General features: G+C 70.6%; 18 protein-coding genes and 1 pseudogene. 2 read left to right on the top strand and 17 right to left on the bottom strand.

Going from position 1 to position 21,135, the window contains the following annotated elements; genetic code table 11:
• Positions 1-35: 35 nt before the first annotated feature.
• The 8 genes from CG719_RS01940 to CG719_RS37285 all read right to left on the bottom strand — a co-directional run bounded on the left by CG719_RS01940 (position 36) and on the right by CG719_RS37285 (position 7,950).
• The gene (locus tag CG719_RS01940) at positions 36-923 is read right to left on the bottom strand and encodes an SMP-30/gluconolactonase/LRE family protein (protein WP_100566671.1); all 888 of its coding nucleotides are present in this window, start codon (positions 921-923) and stop codon (positions 36-38) included.
• On the bottom strand, positions 920-2,380 hold the full coding sequence (locus tag CG719_RS01945) for an amidohydrolase family protein (protein ID WP_100566672.1): 1,461 nt from the start codon (positions 2,378-2,380) through the stop codon (positions 920-922). The genes CG719_RS01940 and CG719_RS01945 overlap by 4 nt, the downstream gene beginning before the upstream one ends.
• Positions 2,377-3,234 carry an ABC transporter permease gene (locus tag CG719_RS01950; protein ID WP_159024801.1) on the bottom strand — a complete coding sequence of 286 codons (858 nt, stop codon included), beginning with the start codon at positions 3,232-3,234 and terminating at the stop codon, positions 2,377-2,379. Before CG719_RS01950 ends, CG719_RS01945 begins: the two co-directional genes overlap by 4 nt.
• The gene (locus CG719_RS01955) at positions 3,234-4,052 is read right to left on the bottom strand and encodes an ABC transporter permease (RefSeq protein ID WP_100566674.1); all 819 of its coding nucleotides are present in this window, start codon (positions 4,050-4,052) and stop codon (positions 3,234-3,236) included. Before CG719_RS01955 ends, CG719_RS01950 begins: the two co-directional genes overlap by 1 nt.
• Entirely contained in the window at positions 4,049-4,906 is an 858-nt protein-coding gene (locus CG719_RS01960) for an ABC transporter ATP-binding protein (protein WP_234375371.1), read from the bottom strand. Before CG719_RS01960 ends, CG719_RS01955 begins: the two co-directional genes overlap by 4 nt.
• Positions 4,903-5,691: an amidohydrolase family protein gene (locus tag CG719_RS01965; RefSeq protein WP_100566676.1), complete on the bottom strand. Its 789-nt coding sequence runs from the start codon at positions 5,689-5,691 to the stop codon at positions 4,903-4,905. The genes CG719_RS01960 and CG719_RS01965 overlap by 4 nt, the downstream gene beginning before the upstream one ends.
• A 101-nt stretch (positions 5,692-5,792) precedes the next feature.
• Positions 5,793-6,770, bottom strand: a complete 978-nt coding sequence (locus tag CG719_RS01970) for an ABC transporter substrate-binding protein (RefSeq protein WP_199836463.1) — start codon at positions 6,768-6,770, stop codon at positions 5,793-5,795.
• A 391-nt stretch (positions 6,771-7,161) separates the two neighbouring features.
• A complete protein-coding gene (locus CG719_RS37285) occupies positions 7,162-7,950 on the bottom strand; it encodes a transposase (protein WP_324838179.1) in 789 nt (262 codons plus the stop codon).
• 16 nt (positions 7,951-7,966) lie between these two features.
• Here CG719_RS37285 and CG719_RS01980 point away from each other — a divergent pair, with 16 nt between their 5' ends.
• Positions 7,967-8,230 carry a DDE-type integrase/transposase/recombinase gene (locus CG719_RS01980; RefSeq protein ID WP_100566678.1) on the top strand — a complete coding sequence of 88 codons (264 nt, stop codon included), beginning with the start codon at positions 7,967-7,969 and terminating at the stop codon, positions 8,228-8,230.
• A gap of 124 nt (positions 8,231-8,354) precedes the next feature.
• Here the strand turns inward: CG719_RS01980 and CG719_RS01985 are convergent, their stop codons facing one another.
• The 3 genes from CG719_RS01985 to CG719_RS35670 all read right to left on the bottom strand — a co-directional run bounded on the left by CG719_RS01985 (position 8,355) and on the right by CG719_RS35670 (position 12,306).
• Positions 8,355-10,736 carry a M14 family metallopeptidase gene (locus CG719_RS01985; protein ID WP_159024802.1) on the bottom strand — a complete coding sequence of 794 codons (2,382 nt, stop codon included), beginning with the start codon at positions 10,734-10,736 and terminating at the stop codon, positions 8,355-8,357.
• A 392-nt stretch (positions 10,737-11,128) separates the two neighbouring features.
• The gene (locus CG719_RS01990) at positions 11,129-12,049 is read right to left on the bottom strand and encodes an IS3 family transposase (protein WP_107488220.1); all 921 of its coding nucleotides are present in this window, start codon (positions 12,047-12,049) and stop codon (positions 11,129-11,131) included.
• A gap of 5 nt (positions 12,050-12,054) precedes the next feature.
• Entirely contained in the window at positions 12,055-12,306 is a 252-nt protein-coding gene (locus CG719_RS35670) for a hypothetical protein (protein ID WP_199836464.1), read from the bottom strand.
• A 48-nt stretch (positions 12,307-12,354) separates the two neighbouring features.
• On the opposite strand from CG719_RS35670, the pseudogene CG719_RS02000 reads away from it, so the two are divergent.
• A pseudogene (locus CG719_RS02000) lies at positions 12,355-12,564 on the top strand (hypothetical protein); the annotation flags it as partial.
• Between the two features lie 673 nt (positions 12,565-13,237).
• On the opposite strand, the gene CG719_RS02005 reads toward CG719_RS02000, so the two are convergent.
• Genes CG719_RS02005 through glyA form a run of 6 tightly spaced genes read right to left on the bottom strand, consistent with a single transcriptional unit; the run spans position 13,238 to position 21,053 of the window.
• Positions 13,238-14,614 carry an L-serine ammonia-lyase gene (locus CG719_RS02005; protein ID WP_100566681.1) on the bottom strand — a complete coding sequence of 459 codons (1,377 nt, stop codon included), beginning with the start codon at positions 14,612-14,614 and terminating at the stop codon, positions 13,238-13,240.
• Positions 14,614-15,231, bottom strand: coding sequence for a sarcosine oxidase subunit gamma (locus tag CG719_RS02010; protein WP_100566682.1), 618 nt, complete (start codon positions 15,229-15,231; stop codon positions 14,614-14,616). Before CG719_RS02010 ends, CG719_RS02005 begins: the two co-directional genes overlap by 1 nt.
• Positions 15,224-18,139, bottom strand: coding sequence for a sarcosine oxidase subunit alpha family protein (locus CG719_RS02015; RefSeq protein ID WP_100566683.1), 2,916 nt, complete (start codon positions 18,137-18,139; stop codon positions 15,224-15,226). Before CG719_RS02015 ends, CG719_RS02010 begins: the two co-directional genes overlap by 8 nt.
• A complete protein-coding gene (locus CG719_RS02020; RefSeq protein WP_100566684.1) occupies positions 18,136-18,471 on the bottom strand; it encodes a sarcosine oxidase subunit delta in 336 nt (111 codons plus the stop codon). The genes CG719_RS02015 and CG719_RS02020 overlap by 4 nt, the downstream gene beginning before the upstream one ends.
• A 12-nt stretch (positions 18,472-18,483) precedes the next feature.
• Positions 18,484-19,704 carry a sarcosine oxidase subunit beta family protein gene (locus CG719_RS02025; protein WP_100566685.1) on the bottom strand — a complete coding sequence of 407 codons (1,221 nt, stop codon included), beginning with the start codon at positions 19,702-19,704 and terminating at the stop codon, positions 18,484-18,486.
• Complete coding sequence (glyA, locus tag CG719_RS02030) at positions 19,701-21,053, bottom strand: serine hydroxymethyltransferase (RefSeq protein WP_100566776.1); 1,353 nt, start codon at positions 21,051-21,053, stop codon at positions 19,701-19,703. Before glyA ends, CG719_RS02025 begins: the two co-directional genes overlap by 4 nt.
• Positions 21,054-21,135: the final 82 nt, after the last annotated feature.

A 21,135-nucleotide genomic window follows, 5' to 3' on the forward strand; every position in this document is an offset into this window, starting at 1 on the left:
TGCCGGTGTCCTCCGGCGGACCGCTGGGGTCCGCTTCAGCCCGGGTACGGCGGGACCGGAAGCCCGCACACGCCGACATCCGCCGCGAACACCGCTCCCGCGTCGGGTTCGGCGGCCAGCCACCGGCCCTCCATCTCGACCCGGCCGGTGGTGACGTACAGCCGGTCGAGCCCGGGACCGCCGAACGCGCAACTGGTCACCTGGCGTACCGGCAGCGGCAGCGTCGCGTCATGGCGCGCGCCGGCGTCGTACCTGCGGATCTGGCCGCCCCGCCAGAGCGCGACCCACACCCCGCCCTCGGCGTCCACGGCGAGCCCGTCCGGCACCCCGGCCTCGTCCTCGACGCTCACCCAGGGGCGGCGGTCGCGGGCCTCGCCCGTGGCCGGGTCGAAGTCGAGTACGTCGATGCGCCGGGTCGCGCTGTCCACGAAGTACATCCGGCTGCCGTCCGGTGACCAGCCGAGCCCGTTGGCCACGCTGGTGCGGTGCAGAACCCGCTCCGGAGCCGGGGAGCCCGGCGCCAGCCGGTGGAGGGCGCCACGCCCGGGGAGCATCTCCGCGTCGAGGGTGCCGAACCACAGGCGGCCGGCCGGGTCCACCCCGGCGTCGCCCAGACGGTTGCTCCCGGGCTCGCCCGGCACGGTGATCGTCCGCTCGACCTCGCCGTGGGCATCGAGCAGCAGCACGCCGTGGTGTGCGGCCACGGCCAGGCCGCCCCCGGCCCTGGGCAGCACCGCGCTCACCGCGTGCCCGAACTTCCGGTGCGAGACCTCGCCGGTCGCGGGCGCGTACCGGTAGAGCCGGCCCCGCAGGATGTCGACCCAGAGCAGCTCCTCCCTGGCGCTGTCCCAGGCGGGACCTTCGCCGAGCTGGTCGCGGGTGCGCAGGACGGGTTCCGCCGGCGCGGGCAGCACGCGGATCATGACTCCGCCCTCGCGAGCAGGCCGCGCAGCGGCTCCTCGTACGCGGCCAGGGTGTCCAGCCGGTGCGTCCGCGCCTCCCGGTCCGACTCCAGGACCGCCCGCAGCCGGGCCAGCGCGGCGTCGGCGGCGGGGCGTCCGTACACCGCTCCTGCCGCCACCAGCGGGCGGCCGGAGCGGAACACGTCGGTGACATCGGTCGCTTCCGCGCCGCACACGATCCGCTCCACGAGGCCCGGGTCGGCCTTCGCGCCCGCGTCTCCGGACGCGACGCAGATCAGGTCGGCGCGGAAGCCGGGGGCGATCTTGCCGAGCCGCCCGCCGTGCCCGGTCGCGGCGGCCCCACCCTCGGTGGCCATGGCCAGCGCCTCGTGCGGGGTCAGCGGGCCGCCCGTGCGCTCGGCGGCGGCCAGCGCGGCACGCATCTCCGCGAACATGTCCGGTGCCGCCGTGTGCTGGCTGTCCATCCCCAGCGCCACGTTCACCCCGGCGTCCAGCCAGGACCGCACCGGGGCGTCGCCGGAGCCGAGCCGCGCGTTCGAGACCGGGCAGTGCACGAGCGAGGCACCGCGCCGCGCCAGCAGCGCGATCTCGGAGCCGGTCAGCCAGACACCGTGCGCGGCGGAGAGCCCCGGACCCAGCAGCCCGTGACGGTCGAGCCTGCTCACCGGATCGCCGCCGTCACCGTCACCGAGCCAGGTGCGCTGGTGGCGGCTCTCCAACAGGTGGGTGTGGAGCCGCATTCCGCCGCCGGCGCACCGACGCAGCGCGTCCAGCGCCTCGTCGGAGCACCACTGCGGCGCCACCGGTGCCACCCCGACGCGCACTCCGGGGCACGAGGGGGTCAGCGAGGCCGCCAGGGCCGGAAGGTCCCCGGGAGGCAGGCCCCGTGCGGGCGCGGCCAGTGACCGCGGTGCCCGCGCCGGTCCGGGCCACACCGCCGGCAGCGGCTCGGGCAGGAACTCGGCCCGGTCGGTGATCCCGACCGCGAGTTCGGCCCGCAGCCCGGCCCCGGTCAGCGCGGAGGCGACCGCGCGCACCCCGGCCGCGTAGGCGTCCGCCTCGGCGAAGGTGTGGTGGATCGCCTGCACGGTCGTCACCCCGGTGGCCACCAGAGCCACGGCCGCCGCCAACGCGTCGTCGTACGGGTCGAGCGCGGTGGTTCCGGTGAGCCGTACGACCCAGGTCTCCAGGTCGGCGTCGGCCACGCCCTGTTCGCCGAGCGGCAGGGCACGCAGGTGCGAGTGCGCGTCGGTGAAGGCCGGGAGCACCACGCCGTCGAGTCCGGTCGTGCGGTCGGCGGGTGCGGCGTCGGCCAGTTCGGCGAACGGGGCTACGGCCACCACCGTGCCGTTCTCGACCAGGACACCGGTATCCCGGAGCGGGACGGCCCGCGCGTGGGTCACCAGGGTCCGGCAGCGCAGCAGCAGTGGGCCGACGGGAGACAGGAAGGGAGTCATCGCCGCTCCGCCCAGGGCAGCAGCAGCCGCTCGGCCAGCGTGACCAGGGAGAACAGCAGCCCGGCGACGACCGACGAGGCGAGGATCGCCGCCCACATGGTCGCGGTCTCCAGCGACAGCGCCGCGGTGATCACGAGCTTGCCGAGTCCCTGGCCGCCGATGATCCACTCGGCGGTCATCACGCCGAGGACGGCCGAGGGCGCCGCGATCCGCATCGCGTCGAAGAAGGCGGGCATCGCCGCGGGCAGTCTCACCCGGCGGTAGACGGTGACCGGACGGCAGTTGAGCACATGCATCAGCTCCAGCGCCTCCCGCTCGACCGAACGCAGCCCGAGGAGCACATTGATCAGGGTGGGGAAGAACACGATGAGCGCGGCCACCACGACGGTGAGCGTCGCGCCCCGGCCGAACGCCAGGGTGATGAACGGCGCCAGTGCCACCACCGGGATCGCCCGCAGAGTGAGCGCGAGCGGGTACAGCACGGAGGCGAGGACCGGCGACGCCGAGATGAGCAACGCCAGCGCGAAACCGGCCGCGTTGCCCGCGGCGAACCCGCCCAGGACCGCGAGCACGGTGGACTTCACCGCCTCCAGCACCGCGCCCCAGTCGGCGGCGGTGACGATCTCGCTGGGCGCGGGCAGGGCGTACGACGGCGTACCGGTCACCCGCACCCCGGTCTCCCACACCGCGAGCGCCGCCGCCAGCACCGCGGCGGAGGTGACCGGGCCGCGCCAGCCGGGCAGGGACCGTCCACGGCGCCTCCCCGTACCCACGGCATCCGCACGGCCGGCCGAGGCGGCGGTTTCACCGGGGGAGGGGGCGCTGCCCGGCCGGAACGGTGTCTGCGTCCTCATCAGCGGCGCTCGCTTCCCGCGTCGACCGACGCATGCCACGGGGTGGCGATCCGGGCCACCCATCCGAACGCCGCCGCCAGCAGGCCGGTGATGGCGCTGGACAGCACCAGGGCCGCCCACAGTTGGGGCATCTGATAGCCGAACATCGCGTACAGCAGGGCCAGTCCGAGACCCTGGTCGGCGCCCACCCACTCGGCGATCATCGCCGCGATGAACGCCGCCGGAGCGGCGATCTTCAGGGAGGCGGTGAAGGCCGGGAGCGCGTACGGCAGCCGCAGGAAGCGCAGCGAGCCCACCCAGCCGGCGTTCAGCACCTCGCCGAGTTCCCGCACCCGGCGATCGGTCGAGCGCAGCGCGCCCGTGAGGTTGACCAGCACCGGGAAGAACGCGGCCAGCAGCGCCACCGCGGCCTTGGAGGTGAAGCCGAGGCCGAGCCAGGCGACGAGCGCGGGCGCGAGCGCCACCACCGGGATGCTGTAAATCATCAGGGAGAGGCGGTACACGCCGTCCCCGATCAGCGGCAACCGGTCCATGACCAGGGCCAGCACCACGGCGAGAGCCACTCCGCCGATGAATCCGGCCGCGGCCTCACCGACGGTGGTCAGTGTGTTGCTCCAGTAGGCGGTCCGGCCGTCCCACAGCACACCGAGGATCCGTGACGGGGGCGGCAGCACCCCGCCGGGGCGGTACTGGGCCCGGCCGTAGAGCTCCCAGGCGGCGAGGAGCGCGCAGTAGACGGCGGCGGCGATCAGGGCCGAGGTGCTGCGGTTCAGCGGCTGCCGCCCGAGGGTGCCCGAGGCCGCTGCGTTCCGGCTCACGGTTCGATCTCCCGGTACACCTCGGTCAGCAGGTCGGTGAGCCGCTGCTCGTACGCCGTGAACTCCGGAAGCAGCATCGTCTCCGCCGTGCGCGGGCGCGGCAGGTCGATCTCCAGTTCGGCGATGATCCGGCCCGGTCCACGGCCCAGGACGAACACCTGGTCGGAGAGGAAGACGGCCTCGGACACGTTGTGCGTGACCAGGATCGCGGTCGTTCCGGTCTCCAGCCAGATCCGCTGCAGCTCGTCGTTCATCTGCCGGCGCCGGATCTCGTCCAGGCCGTTGAACGGCTCGTCGAGGAAGAGCAGTCGCGGACGCAGGATCAACGCGCGGGCGATGGCCACCCGTCGGGCCATACCGCCGGACAGCTTCGCCGGCAGCGCCTTCTCGAAGCCTTCCAGGCCGACCAGGCGCAGCAGGTCGCGGGCCTGCCGGCGGCGTTCGTCCTTCGGTACTCCGGCGACCTGCAACGGCAGTTCGACATTGGCCAGCGCGCTGCGCCAGGGGAGCAGCACCGGGTCCTGGAAGACGAAGCCGAACTCCGCCGCCCTACGGGCCTGCGTGGGGGTCCGGCCGAACACCTCGACGGTGCCGGTGGTCGGCTGGACGACGTCGGCGAGGATCCGCAGCAGGGTCGACTTGCCGCATCCCGACGGACCGATGAGCGTGGCGAAGGCGCCCTCGCGGATGGTCAGGTCGATGCCTTCCAGCGCGGTGAAGGGCGAGCCCCCGACATCGAACCGCTTGCCGATGCCCTCGGCGCGGACCACCGCGCCGCTGTCGCCTTCCGCCGCCCCTGCCGCCGTTTTCGCGGCTGCGAGGGTCGGACCGGGGTCCCGGCCCGCGGCCCTCACGCCCGTACTCCGTCGTCCGCGGCGGTACCGGCGCCGGTCGCGCCGGGGCCGCCGTCCAGGCCCAGAAGGCGGGCGAGGTTGGCGCCCTCGACCAGGGCCCGGTCGGCCTCGTCCGGGACTGCCCGGGCGATCTTGGCCCGTTCCAGGTCGAAGTGGCTGCCCGGCCAGTCGGTGCCCATCACCAGACGGGAGGCCCCGAGCCGCCCGTAGGCCATCTGCACCTCGATGAGCTGGGTGCCGGACGTCTCCAGATAGATGTGCTCATTGCGTTCGGCGACCAGGATCGCCTCGTTGACGTTCCAGATCGTGCCCATGTGGGCGATCATCAGAGGTACTTCGGGGAAGCCCCTGGAGATCTCCTCGATGGACAGCGGCGCGCAGAACGGGTCGTCCAGCGCGTTCACCAGGATCATCAGCCCGGCCTCACGGGCGGCCGCGAATACCGGGTCGAGCAGCCCGTGGTCGGCGAAGTGGTAGCCGTGCATGGTGGGGTGGAGCTTGAGACCCTTGAGCCCGTACTCCTGCCCGCACTTCAGGACGGTTTCGACCGCGTCCGGCCGCCGGGGGTCCACCTGGCCGAAGCCGACGATCCGGTCCGGGTGCCGGGCGACCGTCCTGGCGATGAAGTCGTTGTCGATCATCTGGCCGAGGGAGCACCCCACGGCCATGTCGACGCCCGCCGCGTCCATCGACGCGATCATGTTCTCGGGGGTGTAGGACTCGGCCGTGAGGTAGTCCGAAGTCCCCCCGGCCTGCCACACGTTGTTGTACGCGTCGATGATCACGGGTGTTTCACTCCGCTTCGATTGGTTGTCAGGTGCCGGCCGGCCCGGCGGGACGCCGCGGGCCGGGCCGGGCGAGCCGGGTACCGCCGGCCGGGTCGGGCTCAGGCCAGCAGGGAGGTACGCCCGCCGTAGGCGGCTTCGAGGACGGAGGTGTCCACCACGTCCGCGGCCTTCAGCTTCTTGCCGATCGTGCCGACGTCGGCCAGTTGGTCGATGATCTTCTGCATCTTGGCCGGATCGACCTGGAGCACACCCTTGGGCGAGGTGATGAGGGCCTTCTGGAACCTGGCGGTGGCGGCCTCTTCCTCCGGCTTGAGGCCACTGGTGTTCCACTTGGTCGCCACGAGCCGCCCGATCTCGTCGGGGTGGGCGTTCATGTACTCGTAGCCCTTGATCGTCGCGCGGAGGAACCGCACCAGCTCGTCGTGCTGCTTCTCCAGGTGGTCCCGGGTCGTGATCAGCACGTTTCCGTAGCTGGGGACGCCGAGGTCCTCCAGGTACAGCACATGGACGTCGACGCCCTGCCGCTTGAGCGCCACCGCCTGGGAGGTGGCGTAGCCGGAGTAGCCGGACGCCTGCCCGGTGGTGAGCTGGGTCGGGTCGGTTCCGGCGGGTATGAACCGGACGTCCTTGACGCCGGCCTTCTTCACCAGCGACTCGAACTGCTGCCGTGACGCCTCGGTGACGGCGATCGTCCGGCCGGCGAAGTCCTCGACCGACTTGATCGGGTCGTCCGCCTTGCTGATGATCGAGAAGGGCGAGGTCTGGAAGATCGCGCCGTAGATCACCAGGGGCTGGCCCTTGGCGATGGCCACGAGCACATTGGTGTTGTCGTCGTCTCCGGTGAAGGACCTGCCGGAGGCCACCTGCTGCCAGGCCAGGATGTTGGGGCCGCCGGCGGTGAACGACGTACTGATCTTCTCCGCCTTGTAGTAGCCCTTCGCCTCCGCGGCGTAGAACCCGCCGAACTGGGTGAGTTTCAGCCAGCCGAGCTGGTCGTCGATCTTCAGTAGTCCGTCGGCGGACGTCCCGCCGGAAGAGCTGCCTGAACAAGCCGTCAGTAGTCCGCCGGCGGCCATCACGCCGGCTCCTGCCCCGAGCAGCCTGAGAACGTCACGGCGCGCGGGAGTTCCGGGAAATGCGCGTGCTGGGTCCATCCGAATCCTCCACGGGGCGTCAACGAGCAATGCGGCAAGGCCAGGGATCGGTGCAGGTCAGACGGAAGACTTCCGCTGTTCCGTGACGTCATCCTGGCGAACGCCCGGGTGGTCCTCAATGAACAGAATGTCTGCTGATGAAGGGATCACTCAACGAACCGTCCACGCCGCGAGGCGCCCGCGTCCATGGCTGAAAACATCGGGAACCCGGAGGGGCGCCGCCCACATGGATCGAGGGCCGCGACCATGAGGTCGCGGCCCTCGCCCCAACTGCTGTGAGCCAGTACTCGTATGCCTGGTGGCAGGGATCGCGTCAGCACTCGATGACGTTGACGGCGAGGCCGCCGCGGGCGGTCTCCTTGTACTTGGTGGACATGTCGGTCCACCGTCGCACTATGTCCTTGACCTGCATGTTCGAGGGTAGCTGAGTGGCCCTCAACGCCAGCAGGGACTTCTCAGGGACTTTCGGCTGGGAGGGGTCTCGCAGCCAGGCGATGTCCTCGCGTGGGGCGGCGTAGAGCCGGACCCGGCGAATCCGGTTGCCGTCGTGTCGCACTTTCTCGCCCACAGGCTTGATCAGCCCGGCGGCGGCGAGCGCACGCTTCCAGCTGTGGTCGTTCCAGGTGCGGTAGTAGATGCGGTTGCCGTGCGACGAGGTGAGGATCAGGTCGACCGTGATCGGCTTCCGTTGGCGCTCCTCGAGCGCGGTGGTCGGGGCCTCCGGGTTCCGCCAGGGCAGCGTGCAGGAAGTCGAGTCGATCGCGCACCGGGACCAGTCCAGATCGCCGCGGGCTCCGAGTTCGTCGAGGACCAGACGGTGCAGCTTGGCCCAGACCCGGGCCCTCGACCACTCGGTGAACCTGCGGTGGGCCGTCGCTCCGGACGGCCCGAACGACGCTGCGGGCAGCTGCTGCCACGTGCAGCCCGACGTCGCCACGAACACGATCGCGGCCAGCACTTCACGGTCACCGTGCCGGCGTCGGCCGCCGCCCTGCGGCCGCGATGCCGCCTCCGGCACCACTCGCTGGAACAGCTCCCACAACTCGTCCGGCACCAGCCGCTCAACAATCCCCGCCACGACCAACAGCCGGCTGGGCCGCATGAGATGACGTCTTAACATGGCTGCGGCCACCCGCGGCGGTGACGTGCGAGGCGTCAATTTTCATAGTGATCGCGGGAGCGAGTACGGCTACCGCAGGTTCCGGCGGGCCTGCCGCAGGCTGGGTGCCTTCCCGTCCATGGGCCGCGTCGGATCATGCTTCGACAATGCCGTCAGTGAGGCGTTCAACAGCGTACTCAAGGTCGAAGACGTCCACCGGCACACCTTCGCCACCCGCGCCGAGGCCCGGATCAGGATCGCCACCTGGGGCGTCCCCCGGTGAAGTGGGCCGACGGGCCGCATCCGGCACGTTCCCGACCGGCATCGCGGTTGCACCTCAGCAGACAGCCCCGGCACGTGCCTGGGTGGCACGGGCCGGGGCTGGTTGGCCGAGGGTCAGCGGAGGGTTAGTTCGTGCGGCCGACCGTTACGTTCTGCTTGTTGTAGTTCTTGCCGTTGCCGTCGGGCTTGTAGTTCCGCTCGTAGTTGCCCGCGAGGTCCATGGAGAACCACTGGACGACGGTGTTCTTGTAGACCGTGATCTTCTCGGCGCCCTCGCGCATGCCCGCGGCGGCGAGCTTCGGCGAGTTCATCGTCGGGCGGCTGCCGTCGAGCGTGTAGTAGATGTTCGCCGGCTCGTCCACGGTGAAGGTGAACGTCGTCGAGGTGGCGGACGCGTTGGTCACCGCGAGCTTCGACGTGGGCTGCTGGTGGTCCTTGTCGTAGGCGCGGGCGACATCGAGGATGCCGATCTGGCCGTTGGAGAACTCCATGGCCTCCTCGTGGCCCTCGCTGAACGGGGGCTGGAAGCCGACCGCGTTGTACTTCTTGGTGGCCGGGTCGTAGAGGTCCGTGCCGACTTCGAAGTCCCAGCCGATGATGCCGTTGTTGTACCAGAACTCGTCGGCGCTGTTGCCGGCCGCCGAGTACAGCACGTCGACCACGGGGCCGGTGCGTCCCGGCTGGATGCCGGTGCCGCGCCAGTCCTGGACGGCGGACAGGATGTGGGTGGAGGCGTTCCAGAAGTAGTTCTCCGTGCCCATGTCCGTCCGCGGCAGCACCTCACGGCCGGCGGACTTGTACGCTCCCGGGGGCCACATGAAGTAGCCGCCGTAGGAGTGGGTGTTCATCGCGAACTTGATGTTCTTGAAGTTGTTCGCGAGCCACACCTCGTTGCGCGCTTCCGGCTCCGACAGCTCCGACGGACCTGAGTAGGTCTCGCCGGTGCAGCTGGTGCTGCCGCCGGTGTAGCCGTCGAAGCCACTGCCGACGGAGAAGTTGCGGTTGAGGTCGACGCCCCAGGAGTTGCGGCGTGCCGGGTCCGAGTTGTCCGCAGCGCAGTGGTTGACCATGTTCTTACGCTGCATGTTGTAGTCGTACATCGAGTAGTGGGCGCCGTCGGGGTTCATCGTCGGGACGATGAAGATGTCAAGGTCGTCCACCAGCTTCTTGGTGTTCGCGTCCCGCGCGTAGTTGCGCAGCAACCGTTCGGCGGTCTCCACGCAGGTGATCGGGGTCACCCACTCGCGCGCGTGCTCCTGGCAGTAGAGGAACACACCGGTCTTCGAGCCGTCCCGGTGCTTGCCGATCCGGAGCGCCTTCATCTGGAACGGCTCACGCGAGACGCTCGCCGGCGCCTTGAGGCCGTCGGTCAGCGGGGTCGCCGGGGCCGCGGCCACCACACCGGTGCCATTGCTGGTCCGGTAGAGGCTGGCGGTCACCAGCGTCGAGACCGCCGCGTTGGCGTTGATGGCATTCACGACCTGGCCCGCGGTGCTGGTGATCGCGCCGGAGGCGCCCGTGGCCAGGTTGACCACGAATTCCTTGCCGTTGACCGCGACCGACAGCGGAGCGTTGTTCGCTCCCGGGTCCTTCAGCGTGATGCTGAGGCCGTTGCCGCCCTCACTGCCGTACGCCTTGGAGGTCACGTAGAACGTGCTCGCCAGCGCGGTCCCCGAACCCGTGCCGAACTGCGCCTGCGCCTGGCGGCGGTAGCCGTTCGTCTTGTACGGGAGATTGATGATCTCCGAGATCTTCGGGAATTCCTTGGCGAGACCGACGACCCGGTCGGTGACCTCGGTCGGGTCCATGTAGTGGTCGACGAAGTCCGACACGTAGTTCGGGCTCGGCGCCTTGACCGGGTCACCCAGCCACTTGGTCACCGGCACGGTGATCCTGCCGCCGCGGCTGCTGGTGACGGTGACCGTGGCGGGGGCCTCGGTGATCGCCAGCGGCGCGCTGAACCGGTGGTACATGTACGCGCCGGCGTCGGTGAAGCGGGACATCGTCGCCGTCCCGCCGGAGCCCGGCTCGGTGCCCTTGCCACTGTCCCAAGAGGCGGTGAGGACGGTCTGGGCGTCCGTCGCGCTGGACTTCACCTCGACCGACAGGAACCGCTGGTCGTTGAGGCTGGTGAACCACTCGGCGCGCAGGGGCGTGAGCGTGTCAGCCTCGGCCGCGTCGGCGGCCTCGATCGCGACCGCCTGCGAACGGGCGCGCATGTTCGCGTTGTAATCGCCCTGGTCCGAAATGGGGTTCTGGACGTCGAAGCCCTGGTCACGCAGGTTCTCGGTCTCATCAGGGCTGAGGACGGCGTGCACTTCGATGCCGTTGTCGACCGGCTTACTGTATTCGGCCAAATCGACACCCATGGCGTCAAGCTTGTCCACCCCCGACTTATCGGGGACGACGATGCGCATCAGTGCGACACCGTTCTGGGCGGTGCTGGAATCGCGGTCGGGTGTGACCGGTTGGCTCGTGGGGGCGCCGAGCGCCGGAAGGGCACTCATGGTGACCGCCAAGGGAATTGCGAGCAAGAGCGCGTAATGCCGCGCTCTGCGGGGACTCCTCATCGAGTTTCCTCCATCTGGCGCGCCCTCCCGAGACGGGGGTGTCAGTCGGGCGAGGCACCCAAGTTGTGGGAAGTCTGTTGGGAAAGGTAAAGCGCCGTCAAGATCTCTGCGACCCCAAATTGGGATACTTCGCAACGGGGCTATTCACCCTGGGTATTCAGCGGAATTGGGTGATCTGAGAGGACGTTAAGTCCGGTTTTCCTCGGTTCGTGATCGCTCGATCGTGGGACTGTTCGTCTTGCGAGCCGGCCATCGGTCATCGCATGCTGGGATGCGGGCACGGGTCGAAGACCGTATCCGAGTGAACCGTTCCGGGTTTGATCGAGACTCTAGGTTGTGACTGTGACCTGGGGTTTCGTGGTTGCTCGGTAGTAGTTGGTCTCGTATTCGGCGGGTGGGATGTGCCCGATCTCAACGTGCAGTCGGCGGTGGCAGTACCGGTCGACCCATTCGGCGGTGGCCACTTCGACCTCGGAGAGTGTCTTCCAGGGCCGACGGGGCTTGGTCAACTCAGTTTTGAACAGGCCGATCGTGGACTCCAACAGGGCATTGTCGTAGGCGTCGCCGACCGAACCGATGGACGCGGCGATGCCTGCCCGGTCCAGATGCTCGGCGAGCGCGAACGATGTGTACTGCGACCCGGCATCGGAGTGATGTATCAACTCGCCTTCCTGATAAGGGCGTTGATTTCGCTCGCGCTGCCACAAAGCCATCTCGAGGGCGTCCAGGACGAGCCGGGTCTCCTTCGAAGTGGCCGCAGACCAGCCCACGATGCGGCGGGAGAAGGTGTCCACGACGAAGGCGACGCAGACGACGCCGGCGAACGTGGCGACGTGCGTGAAGTCGGCGACCCAGCAGCGGTTCGGGGCCGGGGCGACGAAGTCGCGGTCCACGAGATCCGGAGCCCGTTGCGCACTCGCGTCGGGGATCGTGGTGATCACCCGCTTGCCGCGGACCGCGCCGGTGATGCCGAGTTCGCGCATGAGGCGTTCGATTGTGCACCGGGCCACCGCGACACCCTGCCGGTTCAAGAGCCTCCAGATCTTCCTGGCACCGTAGACACGGTAGTTGGCCTCGTACGACTCCTGGATCAGGGTCTTGAGCTCGCGGTCGCGAACGGTGCGGGCAGCCGGCTCGGCCCGGCGTTTGTGGTGGGCGTAGTACGTGGAAGGGGCGATCTTGCAGTCGTGTGCGCTCAGCACACGGCAGATCGGCTCGACGCCGCCGAAGCGGCCCTTGTGCTCGTCGATGAACGCTACGAGCGTGTGTGTGGCCGGTCGAGCTCGGCGATGCTCCTATGCCAAGCCGCAGGAAGAGCCGCCAGGTCAGGCACGGTTGCGGTGGGCTGAGCGGCGTCCTCGTCGGTGAGCAGGGCCCGGAAGACACGGTCGGAGACGCGCCGCCGTAGCAGGCGTACTGCCTCCTTGGGGGTCTTGCCGCGGGCCAGCTGCTTGGCGAAGTAGTCGGCGCCTTCGCCGCCGCGTCGGACCTGGGTGACCGCGATCATGTGCAGGGCGTGGTTGATGGACCGGTTTCGCCGCGGTTGAGGCGGACGCGGTCGCAGGTGCCCATATGGCGCGAGGGGCTGGCCTGGTCGGTGCTGTCGGTGGACTACCAGCGCATCTTGCAGGTCCTTGCCGATCGGGTCCGGCTCCATCAAGGGCCGCTGGCCTGCCAGGAGATGGCCGCCACCTTCGGGATGGGCGTGGTGCCGGCGCGGGTGGAGGCGCTGCGGTCGAAGGCGAAACGCCTGGTCGCGCGCGGCTGACGCGTTGGCCTAGCAGGCGCAGGTTCATCGGGTAGCCGCCGAGGCCGGGCCAGCAGAACACCGGGGGCAGGAAGCCTTCGGTATGCGGCGCTACGAGGCGGGAGGAGCGTGACGGGGTATCGTCGTCGATGCGGGCGGCCAGGTCTTCGAGCTTCGGCGATTCGAAGATCGCCTGTAGCGGCAGGCTGATCTCGAACTCGCGGTTGACCGTGCTGATGAGAGCGACGGCGTTGTTTCACCGAGCAGCAGGTACGAACCGTCCGCGAGAACGCCGTCCAGCTGAAGTGCGAGGACAGCGGCTTCGAGCAAAGTGGACAGTTGCCGTACGACCCGATCGGATCGGCCGGAGCCCGTTGGGGTAGCCCGCAGCGGTCTGTCCTTCAGGAAGAGATGGCGACTGTTGGTTGAAGGGCCACCCATGGCGTCTCCCTCGTTCGTTGCCCGGCGCGCTCTGCCCATTGATCGCGAGCCCGTCGTGAGCGGCCGGTGGGAACGCTACGGGCCCAGTTCCGACGCCCGGGAATGTTCCACTGGTTCACTCGTGTGAGTGACCGCTCGCGGGTGTCGAGCCAACCCGTTCCTTGGGGCACCCCAGGGACTTTCTGCCAGGTGAGGAGGGAAGGCCCTGACAGCGCTGAAAGAAGCAAACGAGCTGGTCAGGGCCTAGACGTCAGCATTCGGTGATGTTCACCGCCAGCCCGCCCCGCGCCGTCTCCTTGTACTTGGTCTTCATGTCGCGGCCGGTGTCCCGCATGGTCCTGATCGCCTTGTCCAGGCTGACCTTGTGGGTGCCGTCGCCGGCCAGGGCGAGTCGGGCCGCGTTGATCGCCTTGACGCTCGCGACGGCGTTCCGTTCGATGCAGGGGATCTGCACCAGACCGCCCACCGGGTCGCAGGTGAGGCCCAGGTTGTGCTCGATGCCGACCTCGGCCGCGTTCTCCACCTGTGCGGGGCTGCCGCCGAGGACTTCGCACAGCGCCCCGGCGGCCATCGCGCAGGCCGATCCGACCTCGCCCTGGCAGCCGACCTCTGCGCCGGAGATGGACGCGTTCTCCTTGAACAGGATGCCGATGGCGGCGGCGGTCAGCAGGTAGCGGACGACGCCGTCGTCGTCGGCGCCGGGCACGAAGCGCGCGTAGTAGTGGAGGACGGCGGGCACGATCCCGGCCGCCCCGTTGGTGGGGGCGGTCACGATACGGCCGCCGGAAGCGTTCTCCTCGTTGACGGCGAGGGCGAACAGGTTGACCCAGTCCATGCCCCGCAACGGGTCCGTGCTGTCGTGGCCGGCGGCGTTCAGCTCACGGTGGAGCGCCGGTGCGCGGCGGGGGACCTTCAGGCCGCCCGGCAGCACGCCCTCGCGCCGGCAGCCGCGGTCGACGCACGCCCGCATGACCGCCCACAGGTCGAGCAGTCCGGCGCGCACCTCGGCCTCGGGCCGCCACGCCTGCTCGTTGGCGAGCATCACCTCGCTGATCGTCAGGTTCTCGCGGGCGCAGATGCCGAGCAGTTCGGCACCCGAGCGGAACGGGAACCGCACGGGCGTGGTGTCCGCGACGACGAGGTCGGCGCCGGTGGCCTCCTCGTCGACGATGAAGCCTCCGCCGACGGAGTAGTAGGTGCGGGCGGCCAGTTCCCGCCCGGCCGCCGCCAGGGCCCGGAACACCATGCCGTTGGGGTGGGCGGGCAGGGACCTGCGCCGGTGCAGCACCAGGTCCTTGTCGCTGTCGAAGCGGATCCGGTGCTTGCCGCCGAGCAGCAGGGTGCCGTCGGCACGGACCCGCGCCACCCGGTCGTCGGACCGGTCGGTGTCGACGGTGGCCGGGTCCTCGCCCTCCAGGCCGAGGACGACGGCTTTGTCGGAGCCGTGTCCCCGGCCGGTGGCGCCGAGCGAGCCGTACAGCTCCGCCCGGACGCCGACCACGTCGTCCAGCAGCCCGTCCCGCTCCAGTCCCTCGACGAAGCGCCGGGCCGCCCGCATCGGCCCCACCGTGTGGGAGGAGGAGGGGCCGATGCCGACCGAGTAGAGGTCGAAGACGCTGAGGGCCATCAGGGCACCTCGGGGCCCTGGTACTCGCTCATCGCGTCGATGAGCCAGCGGGCCAGGTAGTCGGCGAACGAGGACCGGGGGAAGAGCCGGTACGTCGTGTCACCGGTCTGCCAGAGCACCACCGGGACCGGTCCGACCTGCGTGGACACCGCACGGCCCGGCCCGAAGGAGCGCGGGTGCAGGTCCAGGACGCAGCCCTTCTCCAGGACCTGGCGGGCCGAGGGGCCGCTCAGCTCCAGCGTGGTCCGGTTCGCCGACACGTCGACGACCGAGCCCGGGTCCCCGGCGAGCGCGTCCAGCAGTTCGGCGGCGAGCACCGGCCCGTCGCCCTGGGACAGCACGAGCCACTCGTCGGGCCCGAGCCACACCGCGGTGTGCGGGCCGCTCCGCGCGGTCTGGCCGCAGTGGTCCGGCAGCGGTGCGCCGAGCACCGAGCCGATGCGGCCGGCCGCCGCGGAGGCGGGGTCGACGCGCAGGCTCACCATGGTGATGAAGGGCCACTCGGTCAGCGACACACCGCGCTCGCCGGTGACGCCGGCGGCGCGCATCCGCTCCTGAAGGTGCGTCAGCGGGCTGCGGCGCAGCGTCGCCGGTCCCGCGTCGATCGGCTCAGCCATCTCGCTTGGTCCCTTCGGGGTCGTAGAGCACGGGTTCGGCCACCAGGACGGGCACCAGGGTGTCGCCGACGGGGGCGATCAGGGTCTCGCCGATGCGGTTGCGCCCGTCGGCGACGAGCGCGAGGGCGAACGGCCTGCCGAGCGCCTGGCTGTGGTAGCTGGAGGTGACGTGGCCGAGCATCGGCACCGGCCCGTCCTGCGGGGTGACGGGGACGTCGGGCGCGACGATCTGGGAGCCCTCCGGCAGCCGGGTGGTGCCGTCGGCGGGCAGCAGGCCGACCAGGTGTTTGCGGTCGGTGCGCGCGGTGTCGGGGCGGCTGAAGGAGCGTTTGCCGATGAAGTCCTTCTGCTTGGAGACCGCCCAGGCCATACCCGCGTCGTGCGGGGTGACCGTCCCGTCGGTGTCCTGGCCGACGATGACGTAGCCCTTCTCGGCGCGCAGGACGTGCATGGTCTCGGTGCCGTAGGGGGTGATGCCGTACTGCTGTCCGGCCGCGTGCACCTGCTCCCAGACGGAGAGCCCGTACCACGCGGAGACGTTGATCTCGTAGGCGAGTTCGCCGGAGAAGGAGATCCGGCAGACGCGGGCGGGGACGCCGGAGACCAAGGTGGTCTCGCGGAACGTCATGAACGGGAACGCCTCGTTGGACAGGTCCAGGTCCGGGGCGAGCCGGGCGACGACGTCACGGGACTTCGGGCCGACGACGGCGATCGTGCTCCACTGCTCGGTCACCGAGGTGCAGTGCACGTCGAGTTCGGGCCACTCGGTCTGCAGCCACTCCTCCAGCCAGTCCAGTACGCCGGCCGCGCCACCGGTGGTGGTGGTCATGAAGTAGCGGCCCTCGTCCAGGCGCAGGGTCACGCCGTCGTCGAAGATCATGCCGTCCGGCTTGCACATCACGCCGTAGCGGGCGGAGCCGGGCTTGAGCTTCTTGAAGGCGTTGGTGTAGACCCGGTTGAGGAATTCGCCCGCGTCCGCGCCCCGGATCTCGATCTTGCCGAGGGTGGAGGCGTCCATGAAGGCGACGCCCTCGCGGGCCGCGCGGCACTCGCGGGCCACCGCGGCGTCCATGTCCTCCCCCTCCTGGGGGAAGTACCACGGCCGCTTCCACTGCCCGACGTCCTCGAACTCCGCGCCGTGGGCGACGTGCCAGCTGTGGATCGATGTCATGCGCTCGGGGTCGAACAGGTCGCCGCGCTCACGTCCGGCGAGGGCGGCGAAGGCCACCGGGGCGTACGGCGCCCGGTAGGCCGTGGTGCCGATCTCGCCCGGTGAGGCGCCGTCGCCGAGGGCGGCGGCGATCACGCCGATCGCGTTGACGCCCGAGGTCTTGCCCTGGTCGTTGGCCGTGCCGAGCGAGGTGTAGCGCTTGACGTGCTCGACGCTGCGCATTCCGGCGCCGACGGACCGCCACACGTCCGCGACCGTGACATCGCGCTGCAGGTCGACGAAGTGGGTGTCCCAGGTGCCGGGACCGGAACCGGAGCCGTCGGAGCCGTTGCCGGGCGCGGGCACCAGCCACAGCGCGCGCACCGCGGCGCGGTCGGCGGCGTCGGCGGGCGCGTCGGGCACGGGCACCGGGAACCCGGCATCCGTCGCGGCCCGCGCACCGGCCCGCGCGCCCTCGGCGAGCGCGCCGTCGAGGGCGTAGGTCCCGCGGGCGGCGCCGGCGACCTGCTGGTCGCGGACCGTGCCGTCGGGCACGAAGGCGGCGAGTTCGCCGTCCCAGCGCAGCTTGCCCTGGCGCTGGCTGTGCAGGTGCACCACCGGGCTCCAGCCGCCCGAGACGGCGAGCAGGTCGCAGTCGAACGAGACGGGTTCGCCGGTGAGTTCGCCCTGGTCGTCGAGGCCCTGGACGGTGACGCCGGTGAGGCGCCTCTCGCCCGCGGTGCCGGTCACCGCCCTGCCGGTCAGCACCTTGACGCCGGTGGCCGCGGCGACCTCGGCCGCCCGCCGGGACAGCTCGGGGCGGGCATCGACGACGGCGGCGATCCCGACGCTGGCCGCGTGCAGGTCGGCCACGGTGTCGTAGGCGCTGTCGTTGGTGGTGCTCACGACGGCGCGCGAGCCGGGTGCCACGGCGTAGCGGTTGACGTAGGAGCGGACGGCGGAGGCGAGCATCACGCCGGGGCGGTCGTTGCCGGCGAACACCAGCGGTCGCTCGTGGGCGCCGGGGGCCAGGACCACCTGGCGGGCCCGGATGTGCCACAGCCGCTGGCGCGAGACGCCGTCGGCCGGGGCGGGGGCGTCGGCGCCGAGGTGGTCGGTGCGCCGCTGCAGGGCCAGGACGTAGTTGTCGTCGTAGGAGCCGAAGGCGGTGGTGCGGGGCAGGACGACGGTCTCGGGGGCCGCCTCCAGGACCGCGCGGACCTCGGCCACCCACTCCAGGGCGGTCCGCCCGCCGACCGTCTCGGTGCGCCCGGACAGCAGCGAACCGCCGGGTTCGGGCTGGTCGTCGAGGAGGATCACCCGGGCGCCGGAGCCGGCCGCCGCGGCGGCGGCCGCGAGTCCGGCCGGGCCCGCGCCGACGACCAGGACGTCGGTGTGCACGTACTTCTTGTCGTAGACGGCCGGGTCCGGGGCCGGATCGAGGACGCCCATACCGGACAGGGTCGTGGCGGACAGCCCGTCGTACAGCTCCACGGTGGTGGCGGGCAGCATGCCCTCCGAGCACGGTCCGTCGATCTGGAGCAGGGCGTTGGGCTCCTCGACGCCGGCGGAGACGATGCCGCGGGGACGGCCCCGGTAGAGGGACGGCCCGACCTCGACGGCACCGTGGGCCAGCATCGCGGAGGCGACGGTGTCGCCGGGGTGGCCGGTCAGCTCGCGGCCGTCGACGGTGAACCGCAGCACGGTGCCGCGGTCGACGCGGCCGCCGCTCGGCAGACGGAATTCCTGGTCGGTCATCGGTTCCCTCCGGCCGGATCGGCGGACTGGCGAAGGTCGTCGGGCCCGGACAGCCCGGGGATCTCCGGACGGGGCTCGTCGAGCCGGTAGACGGCGAGCACGTCGTAACTGACGGTGTCCCGTACGACGTTGAACCAGCGGCGGCAGCCCGTGGAGTGCACCCACCGCTCGGCGAAGGGGCCCTTGGGGTTGTCCCGGTAGAAGACGTACTCGGCCCACTGCTCGTCGGTGAGGTCCCCGGCGGTCTCGGGGAAGGGGATGTGGGCCTGGCCCCCGTAGTGGTACTCGGTCTCGTTCCGAGGACCGCACCATGGGCAGTTCAGCAGCAGCACGGTGTCCTCCTCTCAGTGGGCCACGGCCGCGGCGCCGTGTTCGTCGATCAGGGCGCCCGTGGTGAAACGCTCCAGGGCGAAGGGCTTGTTCAGGGGATGCGGCTCGCCGGTGGCGATGGTGTGGGCGAAGGTCCAGCCGGCGGCCGGGGTGGCCTTGAAACCACCGGTTCCCCAGCCGCAGTTGACGAAGAGGTTCTCCACCGGCGTCGTGCCGATGACCGGGGACGCGTCCGGGGTGACGTCGACGATGCCGCCCCAGGTCCGCAGCACATGGGCACGGGCGAAGACGGGGAACAGCTCCACCGCGGCGGCCATCTGATGCTCGATCACATGGAACGAGCCGCGCTGGCCGTAGCCGTTGTACGTGTCGACGCCCGCGCCCATCACCAGTTCGCCCTTGTGCGCCTGCGAGACGTAGACGTGCACGTGGTTGGACATCACGACGGTGGGGTGCACCGGCTGGTGCAGTTCGGAGACCAGTGCCTGCAGCGGGTGCGACTGCACCGGCAGCCGGAACCCGGCCCGTTCGGCCAGCACGCTGCTGTGCCCGGCGGCAGCCAGACCCACCCGGCCGGCCAGGATGCGGCCCCGGCTGGTCTCGACGCCGACGACCCGGTCGCCGTCCTTGACGAACCCGGTGACCTCGCAGTTCTGGATGAGGTCGACGCCCATCTCGTCGGCGCGGCGGGCGAGCGCCCAGGCGACGTGGTCGTGCTTGGCGATGCCGGCGCGGGGCTGGTAGGTGCCGCCGAGCACCGGGTAGCGGGTGCCGGGCGAGACGTTGACGATCGGGCAGACCTTGGCGACCTCGTCCGTCTCGAGCCACTCGGCGTCGACTCCGTTGAGGCGGTTGGCGTTGACGCGGCGTACGCCCTCGCGGACGTCCTGCAGGGTGTGCGCGAGGTTGAGGACGCCACGCTGGCTGAACAGGAAGTCGTAGTCCAGCTCTTCGGGCAGTCGCTCCCACAGCTTGAGGGCGTGCTCGTAGATGGCCGCGCTCTCGTCCCACAGGTAGTTGGAGCGGATGATGGTGGTGTTGCGGGCCATGTTGCCGCCGGCCAGCCAGCCCTTCTCCAGTACGGCCACGTTGGTGATGCCGTGGTTCTTGGCGAGGTAGTAGGCGGTGGCCAGGCCGTGGCCTCCGGCGCCGACGATGACGACGTCGTAGGAGGGGCGGGGGTCGGGGGTGCGCCAGAGCCAGTCGGGGTGCTCCGGCAGCGGTGCGGCGGTCATCCGGCGGTTCCGTTCTGGTCGGCGGGTCCGGTCGGCGCGGCGGGGGCGGTCCGCTCGGCGTAGAGCGGGAACTTCCCGGCGAGGGCGGTGACCCGGTCGCGCAGCAGGGCGGCGTTCTCGTCGGTGAGGTCCTCCTCCTTCAGGGCGCAGGCGATGACGTCGGCGACCTCGCGGAACTCCTCGGCTCCGAAACCCCGGGTGGCCAGGGCGGGGGTGCCGATCCGCAGGCCGGAGGAGACCATCGGCGGGCGGGGGTCGAACGGCACGGCGTTGCGGTTGACGGTGATGCCGACGCGGTGCAGCCGGTCCTCGGCCTGCTGCCCGTCGAGCGCGGAGTCGCGCAGGTCGACGAGGACGAGGTGGACCTCGGTGCCGCCGGTGAGGACGGAGATCCCGGCCTCGGCGACGTCGTCGGCGAGCAGCCGGCCGGCGAGGATCCGGGCGCCCTCCAGGGTGCGCTGCTGGCGCTCCTTGAACTCCTCGCCCGCCGCGACCTTGAAGGCGACCGCCTTCGCGGCGATCACGTGCTCCAGCGGCCCGCCCTGCTGTCCGGGGAAGACCGCGGAGTTGATCTTCTTGGCGAGGGCGGCCCGGCTGAGGATCACACCGCCGCGGGGCCCGCCGAGGGTCTTGTGGGTGGTGGTCGTCACGACGTCCGCGTACGGCACGGGGCTCGGGTGGAGACCGGCCGCGACCAGCCCCGCGAAGTGCGCCATGTCGACCATGAGGTACGCGCCGACCTCGTCGGCGATGCGCCGGAAGGCCGCGAAGTCGAGCCGGCGCGGATAGGCCGACCAGCCGGCGACGATCAGCTTCGGCCGGTGCGCGCGGGCCAGCTCGGCCACCTCGTCCATGTCGACGCGCAGGTCGGACTCGTGGACGTGGTACGGCACGACGTTGTAGAGCTTGCCGGAGAAATTGATGCGCATGCCGTGCGTGAGGTGCCCGCCGTGCGCCAGGTCGAGACCGAGGATGGTGTCCCCGGGGTCGAGCAGGGCGAACATCGCGGCGGCGTTGGCCTGGGCACCCGAGTGCGGCTGGACGTTGGCGGCCTCGGCGCCGAAGAGGGCCTTGACCCGGTCGATCGCAAGCTGTTCGACGACGTCGACGTGCTCGCAACCGCCGTAGTAGCGGCGGCCGGGGTATCCCTCGGCGTACTTGTTCGTCAGGACCGAGCCCTGGGCCTGCATCACGGCCGCCGGGGCGAAGTTCTCGGACGCGATCATCTCGAGTGTCGTCTGCTGGCGCCGGAGTTCCTCGGAGACGGCGGCGGCGATCTCGGGGTCCAGTGCGGCCAGGGGGAGGGAGAGGAGGCTGCCGTCCTCCGTCGTCGACGGACTCGCTGCCATGGTGAGCACCACCTTAATATGCGACTGCTCCAACACTGATATATCAGTGTGTGCGGTAACGTAGGACAGGCTGACGGAAAGG

The sequence above is a fragment of the Streptomyces sp. CB01373 genome, assembly GCF_002803075.1.
GTDB lineage: Bacteria > Actinomycetota > Actinomycetes > Streptomycetales > Streptomycetaceae > Streptomyces.